Source organism: Arthrobacter sp. T2-23 (assembly GCF_055398325.1).
This window is the reverse complement of record NZ_AP027917.1, coordinates 2,667,697-2,683,970: the sequence shown is the minus strand read 5'-3', so window position 1 is coordinate 2,683,970 and position 16,274 is coordinate 2,667,697. Positions and strand designations below refer to the sequence as shown.

Genomic DNA, 16,274 nt, shown 5'->3' with positions numbered 1-16,274 from the left:
CCAGAGGAGCCCGCCATGGGCCGCAGCGATCCAGCACCGGTGTCCCGCCGGGCCGCAGGGCTCGCCGCGGTGCCGTCGCAACTGCGGATCAACGCCTACCTGGCCGGTTCCGTGTACGCCCGGCGGCAGGACGAGCCCGGGGTCTGCGACTTCACCTTCGGCAACCCGCACGAGATGCCCCAGGACGCCTACGTCACCGCGCTCCGGGAGGTCCTGACCCCGCGCACCGAGAAGTGGTTTGCCTACAAGACCAATGAGGCAGCGGCCCAGGCCGCCGCGGCGGACTCGCTGCGGTCCCATCTTGGCATCGGCTTCGAGCCCGAGGACATCTTCCTCACCACCGGCGGGTTCTCGGCCATCAGCGTGGCACTGAAAGCCGTCGGCGATCCCGGTGACGAGGTCATCTTCAGCCTGCCGCCATGGTTCTTTTACGAGCCCCTCACCGTCGAGGCGGGGCTGGTCCCAGTCAAGGTCGGCATCGACGCGGAGAGCCTCGACCTTGACCTTTCGGCCATCCGCTCGGCCATCACGGAGCGGACCCGCGCGGTAATCGTCAACTCGCCTAACAACCCCACCGGCCGGATCTATCCGCCGGCCCTCCTGTCCGAGCTGGGCGCGATGCTGGAGGCCGAGTCGTCCCGCATCGGGCACCGCATCTACCTCGTCTCCGACGAGGCCTACAACCGGATCATCTTTGACGGAGCCCGCTTCCACAGCCCGGCCGAGTTCTACCCCCACACCCTCCTGGCCTACACCTACGGCAAGACCCATCTGGCGCCGGGGCAACGGATCGGCTACCTCGCCGTCTCCCCCGCCATGCCGGACCGCGCTGAGCTGCGGGGTGCCATCGCCGCCCTGCAAATGGCCGGCGGCTGGATCTTTCCCAACGCCGTAATGCAGTACGCCCTGCCCCGGCTTGAGCAGTTCTCGATCGACATCCGACGGCTTCAGCACAAGCGGGACGTGTTCGTGGACGCGCTTACCGCGATGGGCTACCGGCTGCACCGGCCCGAAGGCACGTTCTACCTGTTCGTGCGCACCCCTGAAGGGGCCGACGACGACGCGTTCGCCGACGCACTCGCCGACGACGGGGTGTTTGTGCTGCCCGGAACCCTGTTCGAGACGCCCGGGTTCTTCCGGATCTCGCTGACCGCCAGCGAGGAGATGATCGAGCGCAGCCTGCCGTTCTTTGCCGCGGCGGTCCGGCGCTCAGCCGGCACCGGGCCGCTGCCTTCTCAGTCTTAGGCGGAGCCGGGGCCCTTAGTAGTTGCGGCGGTGCCTGAGCCGGGGAATGGTGACAGCGAAGACGGCGGCAGCGGCGAAGCCCAGCACTCCGGTGGCGCCCACGCCGGCACCCAGCGAGGCCGCGGCCGTGACGCCAGAGAGCAGCACCGGGCCCCCGGTGGCGCCGGCGTCGGCCATAAACCGCCAGATGCCGAGGAACTGGCCGCGGCCGTTGTCCGGCGAGAAGTCGGCACCGAGGGTCATGTTCAGCCCGGAGCTGATGCCGTTACCGCAGCCGATCAGGAGCGCCGCGAGCAGGAGGCCCACGAACCCGGTGCTGAGCGGGATCAGCATCATGGCCATGCCCATGATGAGCGTGGACGGCACCGCCACCCACTGGCGGCCCTTGCGGTCCATCAGCTTGCCGGCCGGGTAGAAGACCAGCATGTCGATGGCTCCGGAGATGCCGTAGATCAGCGAGGCTTGGGTCGCGTCCATCCCCAGATGATCGGCCCAGAGCGGGATCACCACCTGGCGGGACGCCCGCAGCGCGCTGAGCAGTAGCACCCCCATGCCCACGCTCAGGAACACCCCGGCGTGGGAGGCCGCAACGCTGCGCAGCGTGGGCTGCCGGGCCGGGGCACCGTCGGCCGGCGCGGGCCCGGCGACAAGGTCCGGGATGGTCACGGACAGACCCGCGGCTGCGGCCATGGCCACCACACCGGCCCAATAGGCCGCGCTGATGCCGCCGAACTGCATCACCGCCGCGCCGATGAAGGGGCCGATGAAGATGCCGATCCGGTTGACCCCGCCCAAGGTGGACAGCGCCCGGGCCCGGAGAATTACAGGGACCGCCTCGGTCAAGTACTTCTGCCGGGCCAGGCTGAACACGCTGGCGGCCATCCCGACCACCACCATCGCCGCGGCCAGCAGCCAGATCCCGGGCGGCACCAGAGGTGCCAAGGCGGCGGCAGCGAGGGCGACGGCGCTCGCGGCGGCCGCGCCGACGATCGCCCAGCGCTCGCCGAATTTCAAGGTGATGAGCGAGGCGGGCAGGTTGAAGAACCAGGAGCCCAGCCCGATCAGTGTCACGATCAGCGCCGCGACGGCCACCGAGGCGCCGAGGTCGCGGGCGGACAGAGCCACCACGGGCAGGATCGCGCCTTCGCCGATGCTGAACAGCAGGGCCGGGCCAAAGGCGGGGAGGGCGATGCTGCGGAGGCTGAAGGCGGCGGGGCGTGTGGTGGTCATCCCCTTCATCCTAGGGCCGGACGGTCAGCCCGGCCGCAGGGTCAGCTGTCGAAATGGGTGTGGATTTCCTCGCCCGTGACGTTCCCGAGCACCTCGGCGGCGACGTCGCGGAGCTTCTGGTTCCGGTTGCTGGAGACCCGGGTGAGGATGGCCATCGCTTCCTCCTGCGAGCACCGGTTCTGCGCCATCACGACGCCGCAGGCCAGGTCGATGGACGTGCGGTGCTCCATGGCTGCCTGCAGGTCCTCGGCGCGGGTCTGGGCGGTACCGATCCGGACAGCCAGGCGCAAGGCCCGGCCGGCGATGTCGGCCAGTCCGGCGGCCTCGGACACAACTTCGGCGGTAAAGACGCCGGTCGCGGGGGCGAAAAAGTTCAGCGCCGCGGTGGAGTCGTCGCCGATTTCCAGCGGGACGCCGAGGGTGCTGCGGCAGCCGTGCGCGGCCAGCTGGGCCTGGTATTCGGGCCAGCGTGGGTCGGTGTCCACGTCAGCCAGGAGTACCACGGTCTTCGTACGCAGCGCCTCGATGCAGGGCCCGTCCCCCAGGCTCTGCTCGATCCGGTCCAGGACGACGGCGGTCTGGCTGCTGCCGGCCACCGTCATGGTTTTCTTCCGTCGCTGGAGAGTCACGCCGCATTCGATATCCGTCCCGGAGAAGTGGCTCAGGGTGGACGCGGCGAACTCCGAGAGCCCGTCCAGGAAATCCTCAACGGTTTCGGTGCCCGCAATGAGGTCTTGCAGATGGACGGCGGCCTCGCCCTCGACGTACTTACTCATGGCCTAAATGTAGCGGTTAGACGTAGCCGTCGACGATCGCCGCGGCGATCTCGCGGTAGGCCCGCCGGGTCTCCGGCCGGAGCGCGTCGAGGGTGACGAGGTCGCCGTCGGCCACGCCGCGGTCGTGCGGGACCGCGATCAGCTGGCGGCAGATGCCCGAGAGGTGGTCCTCGATGGCGTCCTTGTCCACCCGCGAGGACACCTCGTCCTTGTCCGTGATGACCACGACGGCGTTCCGGGCCAGGTCCTCGTAGCCGTGGCTGGCGAGCCAGTGCAGGGTGCTCCTAGCCCGCTTGGCGCCGCTGACGGCGTAGCCCGCCGCGATGATGAGGTTGTCCGCGGACTGCAGGATCCCGCTCATGGCGTTGTGGGTCACGCCGGTGCCGCAGTCGGTGAGGGCCACGGAGTAGTAGCCGGAGATCAGCTTGCGGATGCGCAGGTACTCCTCCGCCGTGAGCGAATCGGAGACCTCCGGGTCCTGTTCCCCGGCGATGAGGTGCAGCCGGCCTGCGTGGTGCATGTACCGGGCCAGGGCCGTGAGTGAATCGATCGACTCGACGTTGCGGAGCAGGTCGCTGATGGTGCGCGGGGCCTGCTGCTGGTAGATTCCTTCGCCGAGGGCTCGCTCCACGAGGTCGCCCGAGTCCGGGTTGGCGTCGATGGCGCACGGCGGGTCGCCGCGGTATTCGGCCAGGGTCAGCCCGACGCCGACCGTGGTGGAGGTCTTGCCGATCCCGCCCTTGAGGCTCAGCACCGCGGTGTTGTAGCTGCCCTGGAGTTGGCGGGAAATCCGCCGCGCGAGCTCGTCTTCTTCGCGTTGCCGGGCGCTCGGGCCCAAGTTCAGGCTGCCGCCCGTCAGGTTGTAGAGCGCGCCGCGCAGTCCGCCGACCGGCCGCGGCCTCTGTTCCCGGACAAAGAGGCCCGGCGAGCTGATGAAGTCCGGCATCGGCGCCTCGGCAAGGGCGGCGGCCCGGCTCGCGGAGCGGGTGGCACGGGTGGGCTGCGGGGGCACGGAGCCGGGTGCAGAGCCGGTCGCAGGGGCCGTTTCGGTGGTGTGCGGCTCGTCCGTTGCTTGCGGAGCCGCCGACGTCGGCGCGCTGGCGGGAGGACGCGGCGCCGCGGGAACCTGGCTGATCACCGGGGTGGCGCCGGTGGCCGGGTAGCCAAAGCGCTCATCTGCAGCCTCCGCCGCCTGGGCCCATGAGCTGCTGCGCGGCGGTGCCGGGCGCGTGGGGGGTTCCGTGGTTTCCGCGGGGGCACTTCGAGGATTGACGACCGGCATGGTTCCTGTCCGGGCAGCCGAGTTCTCACCGTCGGTGCGACGCAGGTCGCGGCGGCGGCGGAGTTCAGGCTGACCTGAGTTTTCAGCAGTGGTAGCTGAGTTGTCTTCCACCGGTTCGGGCATCTTTTGGTTTCTCCCCAGGACTCACCGCGGAGCACGCAGCGGCGCTTGTTGTGACTTCTTTCCAAGAGCCAGTCTAGGCGCAGTCGTGAGCACCCTTATCTTTTGCTGGCCCGTCGACTGTCCCCCGGCCCGGTCGGGGCCCGGAAAAGTGGCCCGCCGCCGGGGCTGGCTCAGTGGTGGGCGCGGGTCTCCTGAAGGCGCCGGATGAACCACCGGGACTGCTCCGGGCCGTAGGGGAGGATCGGGACCGCCTTGGTGGCGTCGTTCGGCGTTTCGCGGGTGGCCTGGGTGGCCTGCCGTACCGCCGTGCTCATGGTGTTTGCCATGGTCTTGACGAACTGGTCGCTGCACGGTTCGCCGTGGCCCGGGATGAGAAACTCGTAGCGGTGCCGCAGGGCGGACAAGTGACGGAGGGCATCGGCCCATTCCTCCGGGAAGGAATCCTCGAAGGAGGGGTGCGCGCCCTGCTCCACCAGGTCGCCTGCGTAAAGCGTGGTGCCTGTGCCCACGAGCAGATCGCCGTCCGTGTGTCCGCGTCCGAGGTAGAACAGGGTTGCGGTCTGCCCGCCCAGATCCACCAGGACCGGCTGGTCCTTGACGATCGCGTTCGGAACCACAAGCTCCACCGAGCCGCCGTCCCCGGCTGCCATCTCCGGTTCCGCGGCCCCCACGAAGCGCCGTTGGGCGTCGCCGTTCTCCTCGATGTCCGCGGCGCAGTTCTCGTGCCCCCAGAACTCGGTCACGCCGTCGTCGGCGAATACGGCATTGCCGAAGAAGTGGTCATAGTGGGCGTGCGTATTGACCACCACCAGCGGCAGTTGCGTCTTTTCCCGGACGGCGTCCAGGATCTCGCGGCCCTGTCGAGGTCCGCCGCCGGTGTCGATCACCATGGCACGTTCGGTGCCGACGATCAGCCCGGTGTTGAGCAGGGATCCTTGGGTGGTCAGCACGTAGTTGTCCTGGCCGACCTCGAGCCATCGTGACATGAAATCTCCGTAGTCCGGCGCTCCGCCGGCATGGTTGGTGCGATGTTCAGGTGTCGATTCTACCCAACGGGCCTTAGAGATCGGCCAGCACCGAACCCGGGTTTTCGATCGCGTCGGCCACGTAGCGCAGGAAGCCGCCGGCGGTCCCGCCGTCGCAGACGCGGTGGTCGAAGGTGAGCGTCAGCTCAGTGACTTTCCGGACGGCGAGTTCGCCGTTGACCACCCAGGGCTTGTCGATGATCCGCCCGACGCCGAGGATTCCCACCTCCGGGTGGTTGATGATCGCCGCCGAGCCGTCGACGCCGAAGACGCCGTAGTTGTTCAGCGTGAACGTTCCGCTGCCCAGTTCCGCGGGCGTGGCCCTGCCGTCTCGGACGACGGCGGTGAGGCGCCGGATCTCCGCGTCCAGTTCCCGCGCGCTGAGTCTGTCCGCGTTGCGCACCGAGGGGACCATCAAGCCGCGGTCCGTCTGGGCGGCAAAGCCGAGGTTGACGCCGTCGAAGGCCACAATCTCCTGCGACGCCCCGCCGGTGGTGTCCTCGGTGGTGACGATCCGGGTGTTCAGCTCCGGGAACTTCTTAAGTCCAGCGGTCACGAACCGGGCGATGAACGCCAGCAGCCCGGGCGTGTTGTGCGGGTCCGCTTTCTTCAGCACGGCCCGCATTTCGACGAGCGCCGTGGCGTCCACGTCCACCCACACGGTGGCCTCCGGGATCTCGGACCGGCTGCGCGCCATGTTCGCCGCGACGGCCTTGCGCACACCGCGCACCGGGGTCCGGCCGGCAATGCCTAGCCCGGTCCGGGCGTCCGTGCCGCCAGCCTGGACCGGAGCCACAGCGGGGGTTCCGGCCGGCGCCTCCGGGCGCTCAACGACCGGGGGCTTGATGGCGGCCTCGACGTCGCGCCGCATGATCAGCCCGCTGGTGCCCGAGCCCTGGAGTTCCCCCAAATCAACCCCGTGATCCCGCGCCATCCGCCGGACCAGCGGCGAAATAACTGCCCCCAGCTTCCCGGGAACCCGCGTCCGCTGGAGCAAAAGGTCGTCAGCAGCCTTCTCAGCTTCCGACACCTGAACCGCCCCCCGCTTCGGAGCCCGAGTCCGCCGCGCAACCCCATGCCCGCCCGGAGTGCCATACCCAATCAACACATTCCCGGACCCAGCCTTCTCCTCCTCGCGATAAACCTCGGCGGCAACGGCAGCCGGCGAGTCAGCAGCAGCGCCAGTCGCCGAAGCCCCAGCCGGCATGACCGAGATCAGCGGCTTCCCGACGTCGAGCGTCTGCCCGGGCTCGCCGTGCAGCACGGCCACGGTCCCGGCGTAGGGCGAAGGAACCTCGACCATGGACTTGGCGGTCTCCACCTCGGCGATCGGCTGGTCCACGCGGATCTCGTCACCCACGGCCACGAGCCAGCTGACGAGTTCGGCCTCGGTGAGGCCTTCGCCGAGGTCAGGCAGGAGGAATACTTTCGGTTCGCTCATGGTCAGTCTTCCCACTGGAGGTCGTCTACGGCGTCGAGGATGCGGTCCACGCCGGGCAGGTAGTAGTGCTCGAGTTTCGGCGCCGGGTACGGCACGTCGAAGCCGGTGACCCGGCGGATCGGGGCGGCCAGGTGGTGGAAGCAGCGTTCCTGTACCCGGGCCACGATTTCCGAGGCCACGGAGGCGAAGCCGTGCGCCTCGGCGATGACCACCGCGCGGCCGGTCTTGCGGACAGACGCGCAGACGGTCTCGTCGTCGAACGGCACGATCGAGCGCACGTCGATCACCTCGAGCGAGCGGCCCTCCTCGGCGGCGGCGGCAGCGGCGGCAAGCGCCGTCGGGACGGACGGCCCGTAGGCGATAAGCGTCGCGTCGGTGCCCGGACGGGCGACGGCGGCGCGGCCCTCGGATGAGGTCCCGTGTTCGGTGTTCTCGGCATGCTGGGCGCGGAGTGCGTCCAGGTCCACCTGGTCCTTGGACCAGTAGAGCTTCTTGGGCTCCATAAAAATCACCGGGTCATCGGAGTCGATGGCTTCGCGCAGCATCCGGTAGCCGTCCGCGACCGTGGCCGGGGTGAAGACCTTGAGACCGGCGGTGTGGGCGTAGTAGGCCTCGGAGGAGTCGCAGTGGTGCTCCACTCCTCCGATACCGCCGGCGTACGGGACGCGGATGACGATGGGCAGCTTGACGGTGCCCTTGGTGCGGTTGTGCATCTTGGCGACGTGGCTGACGATCTGTTCGAAGGCCGGGTAGGCGAAGGCGTCGAACTGCATCTCGATCACCGGCCGCATGCCGTTCATCGCCATGCCCACGGCCATGCCCACGATGCCGGATTCGGCAAGCGGGGTGTCGAAGCAGCGGCTCGTCCCGAAGGTCGCCGTCAGGCCGTCGGTGATACGGAAAACGCCGCCGAGCATGCCGACGTCCTCGCCGAAGACCAGCACCGATTCATCGGCGTGCATGGCGTCGGCCATGGCGGTGTTGAGGGCCTTGGCGAGGGTGATGGTCTGCGGGCCGGTTTTTTCGGCTTCGACGGCGGCTTTGGCGGCGGCGCGGGCGGTCGCGGCGCTGACGTTCCCGTTCGCCTCGGAGGAGGTGGTGACGGTGGGGCTCATTTCGCTGCCTCTTCCCGGGAGAGCTCGTCGGCGAGCATGGCGGACTGTTCCTTCAACTGGGGCGTGGGCGTGGAGAAGACGTATTTGAAGAGGTCCAGGGGTTCCACCGGGACCTCTTCGCTCAGTCCCTCGCGCAGCTGGGTGGCGACCGTTTCGGCCTTGCCGGCGATCCGGGCGGCGCCGTCGTCGTCGAGCAGTCCGCGGTCGGTGAGGTAGGTCTTCATCCGGCTCAGCGGGTCCTTGGCCACCCATTCGGCCACTTCGCTGTCCTGGCGGTAGCGGGTGGCGTCGTCGGCGTTGGTGTGGGCCTGCATCCGGTAGGTGTGGGCCTCCACCAGCAGCGGGCCGGAGCCCTCGCGGGCAAGCCTCACGGCCCGGCCGAGCACGGCGAGCAGGGCCACAACGTCGTTGCCGTCCACGCGTTCGCCGGCCATGCCGTAACCGACGGCCTTGTGCGCCAGCGACGGCGCCACCGACTGGTGGGCGAGGGGCACGGAGATCGCGTACTGGTTGTTCTGGACGAAGAAGACCACGGGCAGGTGGAACACCGCGGCGAAGTTCAGCGCCTCGTGGAAGTCCCCCTCACTGGTCGCGCCGTCGCCGCACATGGCCAGGACGACGGTGTCCTCGCCGCGGAGCTTGGCCGCGTGGGCGACGCCGACGGCGTGCAGCAGCTGGGTGGTCAGCGGGGTGCACTGGATGCCGACCTTGTGCTTGGCCGGGTCGTAGCCGCCGTGCCAGTCGCCGCGGAACAGCGTCATGGTCTGGACCGGGTCCACGCCGCGGGCCATCACGGCCACCGAGTCGCGGTAGGTCGGGAACATCCAGTCGCCGTCGGACAGGCAAAGCGCCGCCGCGACCTGGCACGCTTCCTGGCCGTGGCTGGAGGGGTAGACGGCCATCCGGCCCTGCCGCACCAGGGCGGAGTTCTGGTCATTGACGCGGCGTCCGACGACGAGCTGCTCGTAAGCCGCCAGCAACTCCGCATCTCCGGGGAGGCTGTACTCGTGGCCGGGCTGGGCGCCCTGCTCGGTGTCCGCGTTCAGCGCGCCGTCCGGGCCAACGATCTGGATCGGGTGGCGGGCCGGGAGCATGTAGTCCTCGACCGTGATGCCGAACTTGCGCACGGCCTCGCTGGCGGCGTTTTCCGCCGGGGCTGCGGGCGCCGGCTCGTTCGCGGGCTGCTGCGCAGTGTGGTCTGCGGAGATCGTCATTGGTCCGTCCTTCTGTAGCCACTATTCGCATTCAGTATGGTCCCGGAGGCCGTTTCGTATCCACCTCCGGGCAGAATCGTGGAGAAGTCCCGAATATTGACCTAATGTTGAAGACAGAATGTAAGTGTGAGCTGGATTACCGGCGGAGGTTGTAGACAAATGGCAGGCACGGACCCGGAGCAAGCGGTACCGCTGGACGACGTGGACCGGAACATCATTGCGGAACTGACCCGGGACGGGCGGATGTCCGTGACCCAGGTAGCCGAAAACGTCCACATTTCCCGCGCCCACGCCTATACCCGGATTGCCCGGCTGACCGGCGAAGGGGTCCTGACCAAGTTCACCGCCCTCGTGGACCCGATCAAGGCCGGCCTGAAGTCCTCCGCCTACGTGACTCTCAAGGTTCGCCAACATTCCTGGCGCGAACTGCGGGAACTACTCCGGGCGATCCCCGAGGTGCACCACATCGCCCTCGTCGGCGGGGACTTCGACGTGATCCTGCTGGTCCGCGCGGTGGACAACGTTGACCTGCGCCGGGTGATTTTCGACCAGCTGCAGTCCATGCCCGGGGTGCTGGATACGCAGACGTTTTTGGTGTTTGAGGATGTGGATACCCGGTAGACGCACGGGCCGGCCAAGCCGCCGAGGCGCCCGGTCCGGCGCAGGCGGGGCCCGTCAGTTGATGAAGGCCTTGAGCCAGGTCTTGAGCTCCTCGCCGAACTCGACGCGCTCGGAGGCGATCGAGATGACGGCCTTGAGGTAGCTGAGCTTGTCCCCGGTGTCGTAGCGGCGCCCGCGGAAGATGACGCCGTGGACCCCGCCGCCTTCGGCGTCGGAGGTGGCGAGGACCTGCAGGGCGTCGGTGAGCTGGATTTCCCCGCCGCGGCCGGGCCCGGTGTCCTCCAGGACATCAAAAACGGCCGGGTGCAGCACATAGCGACCGATGACGGCAAGGTTCGACGGCGCTTCCCCCGGGGAAGGCTTCTCGACCAGGCGGTTGACCCTGAAGTGATCCTCGCCCGGCACCGGCGAAATATCCGCGCAGCCGTAGGCGCTGATCCGTGACGGGTCCACCTCGATCAGTGCGATCACGGACCCGCCGGTCTTCTGCTGCACGTCCATCATCGTGGTGAGCAGCTCATCGCGTTCGTCGATCAGGTCATCGCCCAGCAGTACCGCAAAAGGCTCATCGCCCACGTGCTGGCGGGCGCAAAGGACGGCGTGCCCGAGACCCTTCGGATCGCCCTGCCGGAGGTAGTGCAGCGGACCGAGGCTGGAGGCGTACCTGACCGCTTCGAGCCGGTCCAGGTCGCCCTTCTCCTCAAGTGTCCGTTCGAGGGTGGGCTCCCGGTCGAAATGGTCCTCGAGGGCACGCTTCTGCCGGCCGGTGATCATCAGCAAATCGCTCAGGCCGGCCCTCATCGCCTCTTCGACGACGTACTGGATGGCCGGCTGGTCCACCACCGGCAGCATTTCCTTGGGCATCGCCTTCGTTGCCGGCAGGAAGCGTGTCCCCAAGCCGGCCGCGGGTATGACAGCTTTTCGAACCGGTTTCCCCAAAGTCATATCCGCACTGTACAAGCGCGTTCTGCAAATGAGAATGGCTGGAAAAAAGACAAGTACCGGGGCGTCCGGGGCCTTCCTGGCCCCTCCGGGAGGATGGTCAGCCTTTGAAGACCGGGGCGCGCTTCTCCTGGAACGCCCGGAACCCCTCGGCATAGTCCTCGCTCTTGCAGAGACGGGCCTGCTCGGCGTTCTCCTCCTCCATGGCTTCCCAGAGGCCGAGTCGCTGGTCGCGGAGGTGCGCCACCAACTCCTTGCTGGCGTTGAACGCCCCCGTGGCCCCGGTAGCCACCCTGGCGACGATCCCGCGGGTGGTCTCCAGCAGCTCGTCCGCGGGCATGGCCCGGCTGAACAGGCCCTGCGCCACCGCCTCGGCGCCACTCATGAGCTCGGCGGTGTAGATCAGGTCCAGGGTGCGGTGCATGCCGAGCCGCTCGTTAAAGTACCAGTGCCCGCCGGAGTCCAGCGTGGCGCCCAGCTTGGCGAAGGGGGAGCCAAACTTCGCATTCTCGGCGACGTACACCACGTCCGTGGCCAGCAGCAGCCCGAGCCCCACGCCGAGGCAGGCGCCCTGCGCGGCGGCGAAGGTGGGGGCCGGAAAGGCGCTCATCTTCTTCAGCAGCGGCTGGACCAGCCCGCCCAGGTAGGCCTGGGCGTCGTCGCTCTCCGGAGTCACGCCTGCGATGTCCCTGCCGGCGCAAAAGGCGCGGCCTTCGCCACGGAGCAGCAGTGCCCGCACCTCGCCGCGCGTGGCGGCTTCGGCGGCGTCGTCGTACGCCTGTGCCAGCTCCTGCAGCGCCTGCTCATCCAGCGAGTTCAGCTTCTGCGGTGCGTCTAGGACGATCTCGGCGACGGCGTCGGCGATGGTCAGGGAAATCATGCGGCTCCTTGGCTACGTGGGGCGGGCGTCGAAAAAAACTTAGACGTCGAAGTCGACGGTGACTTCGGGAGTGGTGGGATGGGACTGGCAGGTCAGCACGTAACCCTTGTCCAGTTCATCCTGTTCCAGGGCGTAGTTCTCGTCCATCGTGACCGAGCCGGTGACGACCTTGGCGCGGCAGGTGCCGCAGACGCCGCCGGCGCAGGCGAACGGAACATCGGGGCGGACCCGCAGCGCCGCGTTCAGGATCGATTCGCGGGCGTGCGTGGGGCTCGCCACCTCACCTTGGAGGCCGTCGAGCTTGAAGGTGATCTTGTACGTAGCCTGGGACTCGTCCACAATCACCGGACGGCCGGCGTTGCCCTCGGGGCGGTCCGGCTTGCCGGTGGTGAACAGTTCGAAGCGGATATGGTCCGGGTTGACGCCGCGCTGGGCCAGGGTGTCCCGGCACAGCTGGACCAGTTCGAACGGGCCGCATAGGAACCACTCGTCGACGTCGTCGGCGTGGATGGCGGTCCCCAGCAGGGACTGCAGCTTCTCCGCGTCGATCCGGCCGCTGAGCAGCGGGGCGATGCGCTGTTCGCGGGAAAGCACATGGTGCAGGGCGAGCCGGGACGGGTACTTGTCCTTCAGGTCGGCAAGCTCCTCGAGGAACATGACATCCATGGCGGCCTTGTTGGCGTAGATCAGGTCGAAGCGGGTGTCCGGATGTGCCGCGAGCAGGGTGCGGGCAATCGCGATCACCGGGGTGATGCCGGAGCCGGCCGCGATCGCGACGAAGGAGCCGGGCTCTCCCGCCATGGCGTTGGCCATCTCCTCCGGGTGGTTCATCGAGTTCATCAGGTTCTGCTCTTTGCCGTCCCGGCCGTGCTTGGACACGAAGGCGCCCATCGGGCTCATCACGTCCAGGACGTCGCCGGCCTTGAGCTCGGCGTTCGCCCAGGTCGAGAACACGCCACCCAGGTCCTTCTTGATCGCGACGCGGATCTCGCTGCTGCCGTCGGAGAAGCTGCGCGGCTCCGCGCAGATCGAGTAGCTGCGCCGGACTTCCTTCGGCTCGCCGGACTCGTCCGGCAAGGTGGTCCGCAGCGCCACGTACTGGCCCGGGAGGTAGTCGAACTGCCCCGCCAGCTCAGCCGGTACCCCGAAGGTGACCTCGATTGCGTCGTCGGTGAGGCGGCGGACCTCGTCCACCGCCAGTGGGTGGAAGGACGCACGACGGCGGCCGGTGGCTGCAGCCGTTTCAGCGGCGGTCTGGCGGACAACAGTCATGGGAGCACCTGTTCCTTACAAAACTTTGAAGTAGTCGAACGGTTCCTTGCACTCCTGGCAGACGTAAAGCGCCTTGCAGGAGGTGGAACCAAAGCGGGTGAGTTCCTTCGTGTTCAGCGACGAACACTGGGGGCACTTGACGGCGAGGGACAGCCGGACCGGACCGGCGTGCCGCATTGCGTTGGAATGTCCGGAGGGCGGCGCGATGCCGTACTCCTGCAGCTTGGCCTTGCCGGACTCGCTCATCCAGTCCGTGGTCCAGGCCGGGGACAGCACCAGCTCGACGTTGACGCTTGGGTAGCCTTCGCGCTTGAAGGCGGCCGTGAGGTCGTCGCGGATGGCGTCCATGGCCGGGCAGCCGGAGTAGGTAGGCGTGATGGTCACATGAACTGTCGGGACCATCGCGCCGTCGGCTGCGTTTGGTTCCTTCGTCACCTCGACGTTGCGCAGGATCCCCAGGTCCGCGATCGTCAAGACCGGGATTTCCGGGTCGCAGACCGTGGCGGCGAGGTCCCACGCTTTCTGGTCAGCAGTCTTCTTTTCTGCAGTCTTCTGCTCCCCGGGCCCCGAGGAGCCGGCCGTGGGGTGGCTGACGTACATCTCCGGCATGGTTACCAGCTCGCTCCGGGGAACTCGCGCGCCAGCACCTGCATCTCTGCCAGCAGGTAGCCCAGGTGCTCCGAGTGGAGTCCGCGTCGTCCGCCGCCGGGAGCGGGCTGGACCTGCGGAACGTCGAGTTCTGCCGCGGCGAGGACCTCGCCGGTGAGCCGGTCGAAATCGGCGCGCAGGCTGGAGGGCTGGACGGCTGCGCCGGACTCGCTGAGGCGGCCGGTGAGCTCGTCGTCGCGGAACAGCTCGTCGACGTAGGGCCAGATGACTTTGAATCCGTGGATCATCTTCTCGCGGGACTCATCCGTGCCGAGCGCCAGGCGCTGCACCCACTGCGCGCTGTGGTCACGGTGGTAGTCCACTTCCTTGACGGCCTTGGCGGCGATGCCGGCGATGGTGGGGTCGGTGGATTCCGTGAGCCGGCGGTACAGCTCGAACTGGTAGTAGCTCACAACGAACTGGCGGGCGATGGTGACCGCAAAGTCGCCGTTGGGGATTTCGAAGATCTCGACGGACCGGAAGTCGTGCTCCCGGCGGAAATAGGCGAGGTCATCCTCGCTGCGTCCGTCCAGGCCCCCGGCGTAGCTCAGGAAGGAGCGGGCGTGTCCCAGCTGGTCCAGCGCGATGTTGCCGAGGGCGATGTCTTCTTCAAGCTCCGGGGCGCGGGAGATCCAGTGTCCGAGGCGCTGCGCCAGGACCAGGGCGTCGTCGCCCAGGCGCAGGGCGAACTCGGCGACGTCTTCGCTCGGCTTGGCTGTACCGCGGCTGACGGCCAACGCGATGTCCTCCGGCCGGAGGGCGTTGCCCGGGGTGATTCGGGTGGCGCTGGCCGTGGCCTCGCCGCTTCCGCTCGTGCCCTGGACGCCGACGGAGATGTCACCGTGGCCGCCTGTTTCTTCCGCGTGGCCGCTGTCGTTGATCTGGGTGGCTGCTTCGGGTGCGCTCACAGGTGCTTCACACCCTCGCTCTTGGTGTAGTACGTCGCGTGCCGGTAGTCCTTGCCCTGCGGCGACTCGAAGAAGGCGCCCTTGGCGTCCGGGTCGGACGAGGCGATGGCATCCGCGGGGACGACCCAAATGGACACCCCCTCGTTGCGGCGGGTGTAGAGGTCACGGGCGTTGCGCAGGGCCATGGCCGCATCGGGCGCGTGCAGGGAGCCGGCGTGGACGTGTGACAGGCCTCGGCTGGAGCGGACGAAAACTTCCCAGATGGGCCAGACGTTGCCTGCGTGCGGTTCGGGGGTTGTCATGCTGCGGATTCCTTCTCTGCTTGCTTCTTGGCCTGCTTTTCCGCGTAGGCGGCAGCGGCTTCGCGCACCCAGGCGCCGTTGTTGTGTGCTTCGCGGCGCCGTTCCAGGCGCTGGGCGTTGCAGGGGCCGCGGCCGGCGAGGACTTCGTGGAACTCATCCCAGTCCAGCGGTCCGTGCTCCCACTTGCGGGTTTCCTCGTTGAAGCGGATGTCCTTGTCCGGCAGCGTCAGGCCCAGGACCTTGACCTGCTCCATCATCATCCCGACGAAGCGGTTGCGGAGCTCGTCATTGCTGAAGCGCTTGATGTTCCAGGCCATGGACTGCTTGGAGTTGGGCGAATCGTCATCCGGCGGGCCGAACATCATGAGCGCCGGGGCGTACCAGCGGTTCACGGCATCCTGGGCCATCTGCTTCTGCTCCGGCGTGCCGTGCGAGAGTTCCAGCAGGATCTCGAAGCCCTGGCGCTGGTGGAAGGATTCTTCCTTGCAGACGCGGACCATGGCGCGTCCGTAGGGGCCGAAAGAGGCGCGGCAGAGCGGCACCTGGTTGGCGATCGCGGCCCCGTCGACCATCCAGCCGATGGCACCCATGTCCGCCCAGGTGCGGGCGGGGTAGTTGAAGATGGAGGAGTACTTGGCCTTGCCGTCCATCAGGTCCTGCATCATCGCATCGCGCGGCTGGCCGAGGGTTTCGGCGGCGGAGTACAGGTACAGTCCGTGGCCTGCCTCATCCTGGACCTTGGCCATCAGGATGGCCTTGCGCTTCAGGCTCGGGGCGCGGGAGATCCAGTTGGCCTCGGGCTGCATACCGATGATTTCCGAGTGGGCGTGCTGCGAGATCTGGCGCAGCAGGGTCTTGCGGTAGGCCGGCGGCATCCAGTCGCGGGGTTCGATCCGGGAATCCTCCGCCATGACCTTGTCAAAGTACGCCTGGCCCTCGGCATCACGGCGCGCCGCGTCCTCGGGGCTCATTTCATGCCGTGCCGACGATGGCCCTGTGGGCACTGACTGCAGGGTCTGCGATGCCATGGTTGCTCCTATGCGTTTCCGATAAATAATTACCGACCGTTCGTTCAGGATATGCGGCGGGCGGGAAAGGAGTCAAGCACCCGCGGTGCCGAAGGTTAACTCAAGGTCCTCCCCGTAGCCTCTCCAAAATCGATTGCAGCCCTGTCACGGCGTCCCTCGCCTCGGGCCGCCCGATAGTAGGGGACGCTCATGTCGAACCGTGCAGCACTCTATAGACGGACA

16 protein-coding genes are annotated in these 16,274 nt (G+C 67.9%); 2 read left to right on the top strand and 14 right to left on the bottom strand.

What is annotated here, in order from left to right; translation table 11 throughout:
• The first annotated feature begins 15 nt into the window (after positions 1–15).
• Positions 16–1,245, top strand: coding sequence for an aminotransferase class I/II-fold pyridoxal phosphate-dependent enzyme (locus ACZ5Z0_RS12490; RefSeq protein WP_464108713.1), 1,230 nt, complete (start codon positions 16–18; stop codon positions 1,243–1,245).
• A gap of 15 nt (positions 1,246–1,260) precedes the next feature.
• Here the strand turns inward: ACZ5Z0_RS12490 and ACZ5Z0_RS12485 are convergent, their stop codons facing one another.
• The 7 genes from ACZ5Z0_RS12485 to pdhA all read right to left on the bottom strand — a co-directional run bounded on the left by ACZ5Z0_RS12485 (position 1,261) and on the right by pdhA (position 9,451).
• The gene (locus ACZ5Z0_RS12485; protein ID WP_464108712.1) at positions 1,261–2,475 is read right to left on the bottom strand and encodes an MFS transporter; all 1,215 of its coding nucleotides are present in this window, start codon (positions 2,473–2,475) and stop codon (positions 1,261–1,263) included.
• A gap of 41 nt (positions 2,476–2,516) precedes the next feature.
• Positions 2,517–3,251 carry a GAF and ANTAR domain-containing protein gene (locus ACZ5Z0_RS12480; RefSeq protein ID WP_464108711.1) on the bottom strand — a complete coding sequence of 245 codons (735 nt, stop codon included), beginning with the start codon at positions 3,249–3,251 and terminating at the stop codon, positions 2,517–2,519.
• Between the two features lie 16 nt (positions 3,252–3,267).
• Positions 3,268–4,533, bottom strand: coding sequence for a MinD/ParA family ATP-binding protein (locus ACZ5Z0_RS12475; RefSeq protein ID WP_464108710.1), 1,266 nt, complete (start codon positions 4,531–4,533; stop codon positions 3,268–3,270).
• A 293-nt stretch (positions 4,534–4,826) separates the two neighbouring features.
• Complete coding sequence (locus tag ACZ5Z0_RS12470) at positions 4,827–5,642, bottom strand: MBL fold metallo-hydrolase (protein ID WP_464108709.1); 816 nt, start codon at positions 5,640–5,642, stop codon at positions 4,827–4,829.
• Positions 5,643–5,715: 73 nt separating this feature from the next.
• The gene (locus tag ACZ5Z0_RS12465; protein ID WP_464108708.1) at positions 5,716–7,122 is read right to left on the bottom strand and encodes a dihydrolipoamide acetyltransferase family protein; all 1,407 of its coding nucleotides are present in this window, start codon (positions 7,120–7,122) and stop codon (positions 5,716–5,718) included.
• A 2-nt stretch (positions 7,123–7,124) separates the two neighbouring features.
• On the bottom strand, positions 7,125–8,237 hold the full coding sequence (locus ACZ5Z0_RS12460; protein ID WP_464108707.1) for an alpha-ketoacid dehydrogenase subunit beta: 1,113 nt from the start codon (positions 8,235–8,237) through the stop codon (positions 7,125–7,127).
• Positions 8,234–9,451, bottom strand: coding sequence for a pyruvate dehydrogenase (acetyl-transferring) E1 component subunit alpha (gene pdhA, locus ACZ5Z0_RS12455; RefSeq protein ID WP_464108706.1), 1,218 nt, complete (start codon positions 9,449–9,451; stop codon positions 8,234–8,236). The genes ACZ5Z0_RS12460 and pdhA overlap by 4 nt, the downstream gene beginning before the upstream one ends.
• 159 nt (positions 9,452–9,610) lie before the next feature.
• Here pdhA and ACZ5Z0_RS12450 point away from each other — a divergent pair, with 159 nt between their 5' ends.
• Positions 9,611–10,072, top strand: a complete 462-nt coding sequence (locus ACZ5Z0_RS12450) for an Lrp/AsnC family transcriptional regulator (protein ID WP_464108705.1) — start codon at positions 9,611–9,613, stop codon at positions 10,070–10,072.
• A 54-nt stretch (positions 10,073–10,126) separates the two neighbouring features.
• Here the strand turns inward: ACZ5Z0_RS12450 and galU are convergent, their stop codons facing one another.
• The 7 genes from galU to paaA all read right to left on the bottom strand — a co-directional run bounded on the left by galU (position 10,127) and on the right by paaA (position 16,052).
• A complete protein-coding gene (gene galU / locus ACZ5Z0_RS12445; protein WP_464108704.1) occupies positions 10,127–11,017 on the bottom strand; it encodes a UTP--glucose-1-phosphate uridylyltransferase GalU in 891 nt (296 codons plus the stop codon).
• A 97-nt stretch (positions 11,018–11,114) separates the two neighbouring features.
• Positions 11,115–11,894 (bottom strand): enoyl-CoA hydratase/isomerase family protein, encoded by a 780-nt coding sequence (locus ACZ5Z0_RS12440; protein ID WP_464108703.1) that lies wholly within the window; start codon positions 11,892–11,894, stop codon positions 11,115–11,117.
• A gap of 39 nt (positions 11,895–11,933) precedes the next feature.
• Positions 11,934–13,166 (bottom strand): 1,2-phenylacetyl-CoA epoxidase subunit PaaE, encoded by a 1,233-nt coding sequence (gene paaE / locus ACZ5Z0_RS12435; protein WP_464108702.1) that lies wholly within the window; start codon positions 13,164–13,166, stop codon positions 11,934–11,936.
• 15 nt (positions 13,167–13,181) lie between these two features.
• Entirely contained in the window at positions 13,182–13,766 is a 585-nt protein-coding gene (paaD, locus tag ACZ5Z0_RS12430) for a 1,2-phenylacetyl-CoA epoxidase subunit PaaD (RefSeq protein WP_464110781.1), read from the bottom strand.
• Between the two features lie 11 nt (positions 13,767–13,777).
• Positions 13,778–14,722: a 1,2-phenylacetyl-CoA epoxidase subunit PaaC gene (gene paaC / locus ACZ5Z0_RS12425; RefSeq protein ID WP_464108701.1), complete on the bottom strand. Its 945-nt coding sequence runs from the start codon at positions 14,720–14,722 to the stop codon at positions 13,778–13,780.
• The gene (gene paaB, locus ACZ5Z0_RS12420) at positions 14,719–15,024 is read right to left on the bottom strand and encodes a 1,2-phenylacetyl-CoA epoxidase subunit PaaB (protein WP_091251167.1); all 306 of its coding nucleotides are present in this window, start codon (positions 15,022–15,024) and stop codon (positions 14,719–14,721) included. Before paaB ends, paaC begins: the two co-directional genes overlap by 4 nt.
• Positions 15,021–16,052, bottom strand: a complete 1,032-nt coding sequence (paaA, locus tag ACZ5Z0_RS12415) for a 1,2-phenylacetyl-CoA epoxidase subunit PaaA (protein WP_464108700.1) — start codon at positions 16,050–16,052, stop codon at positions 15,021–15,023. Before paaA ends, paaB begins: the two co-directional genes overlap by 4 nt.
• Between the last annotated feature and the right edge of the window lie 222 nt (positions 16,053–16,274).

Coding starts and splice junctions, on each gene's coding strand:
- ACZ5Z0_RS12475 (WP_464108710.1), bottom strand. CDS start 4,533: ATGCCGGTCGTCAATCCTCGAAGTGCCCCCGCGGAAACCACGGAACCC.
- ACZ5Z0_RS12470 (WP_464108709.1), bottom strand. CDS start 5,642: ATGTCACGATGGCTCGAGGTCGGCCAGGACAACTACGTGCTGACCACC.
- pdhA (WP_464108706.1), bottom strand. CDS start 9,451: ATGACGATCTCCGCAGACCACACTGCGCAGCAGCCCGCGAACGAGCCG.
- paaE (WP_464108702.1), bottom strand. CDS start 13,166: ATGACTGTTGTCCGCCAGACCGCCGCTGAAACGGCTGCAGCCACCGGC.
- ACZ5Z0_RS12485 (WP_464108712.1), bottom strand. CDS start 2,475: ATGACCACCACACGCCCCGCCGCCTTCAGCCTCCGCAGCATCGCCCTC.
- paaD (WP_464110781.1), bottom strand. CDS start 13,766: ATGTACGTCAGCCACCCCACGGCCGGCTCCTCGGGGCCCGGGGAGCAG.
- ACZ5Z0_RS12450 (WP_464108705.1), top strand. CDS start 9,611: ATGGCAGGCACGGACCCGGAGCAAGCGGTACCGCTGGACGACGTGGAC.
- ACZ5Z0_RS12490 (WP_464108713.1), top strand. CDS start 16: ATGGGCCGCAGCGATCCAGCACCGGTGTCCCGCCGGGCCGCAGGGCTC.
- ACZ5Z0_RS12465 (WP_464108708.1), bottom strand. CDS start 7,122: ATGAGCGAACCGAAAGTATTCCTCCTGCCTGACCTCGGCGAAGGCCTC.
- ACZ5Z0_RS12440 (WP_464108703.1), bottom strand. CDS start 11,894: ATGATTTCCCTGACCATCGCCGACGCCGTCGCCGAGATCGTCCTAGAC.
- paaB (WP_091251167.1), bottom strand. CDS start 15,024: ATGACAACCCCCGAACCGCACGCAGGCAACGTCTGGCCCATCTGGGAA.
- paaA (WP_464108700.1), bottom strand. CDS start 16,052: ATGGCATCGCAGACCCTGCAGTCAGTGCCCACAGGGCCATCGTCGGCA.
- ACZ5Z0_RS12480 (WP_464108711.1), bottom strand. CDS start 3,251: ATGAGTAAGTACGTCGAGGGCGAGGCCGCCGTCCATCTGCAAGACCTC.
- galU (WP_464108704.1), bottom strand. CDS start 11,017: ATGACTTTGGGGAAACCGGTTCGAAAAGCTGTCATACCCGCGGCCGGC.
- ACZ5Z0_RS12460 (WP_464108707.1), bottom strand. CDS start 8,237: ATGAGCCCCACCGTCACCACCTCCTCCGAGGCGAACGGGAACGTCAGC.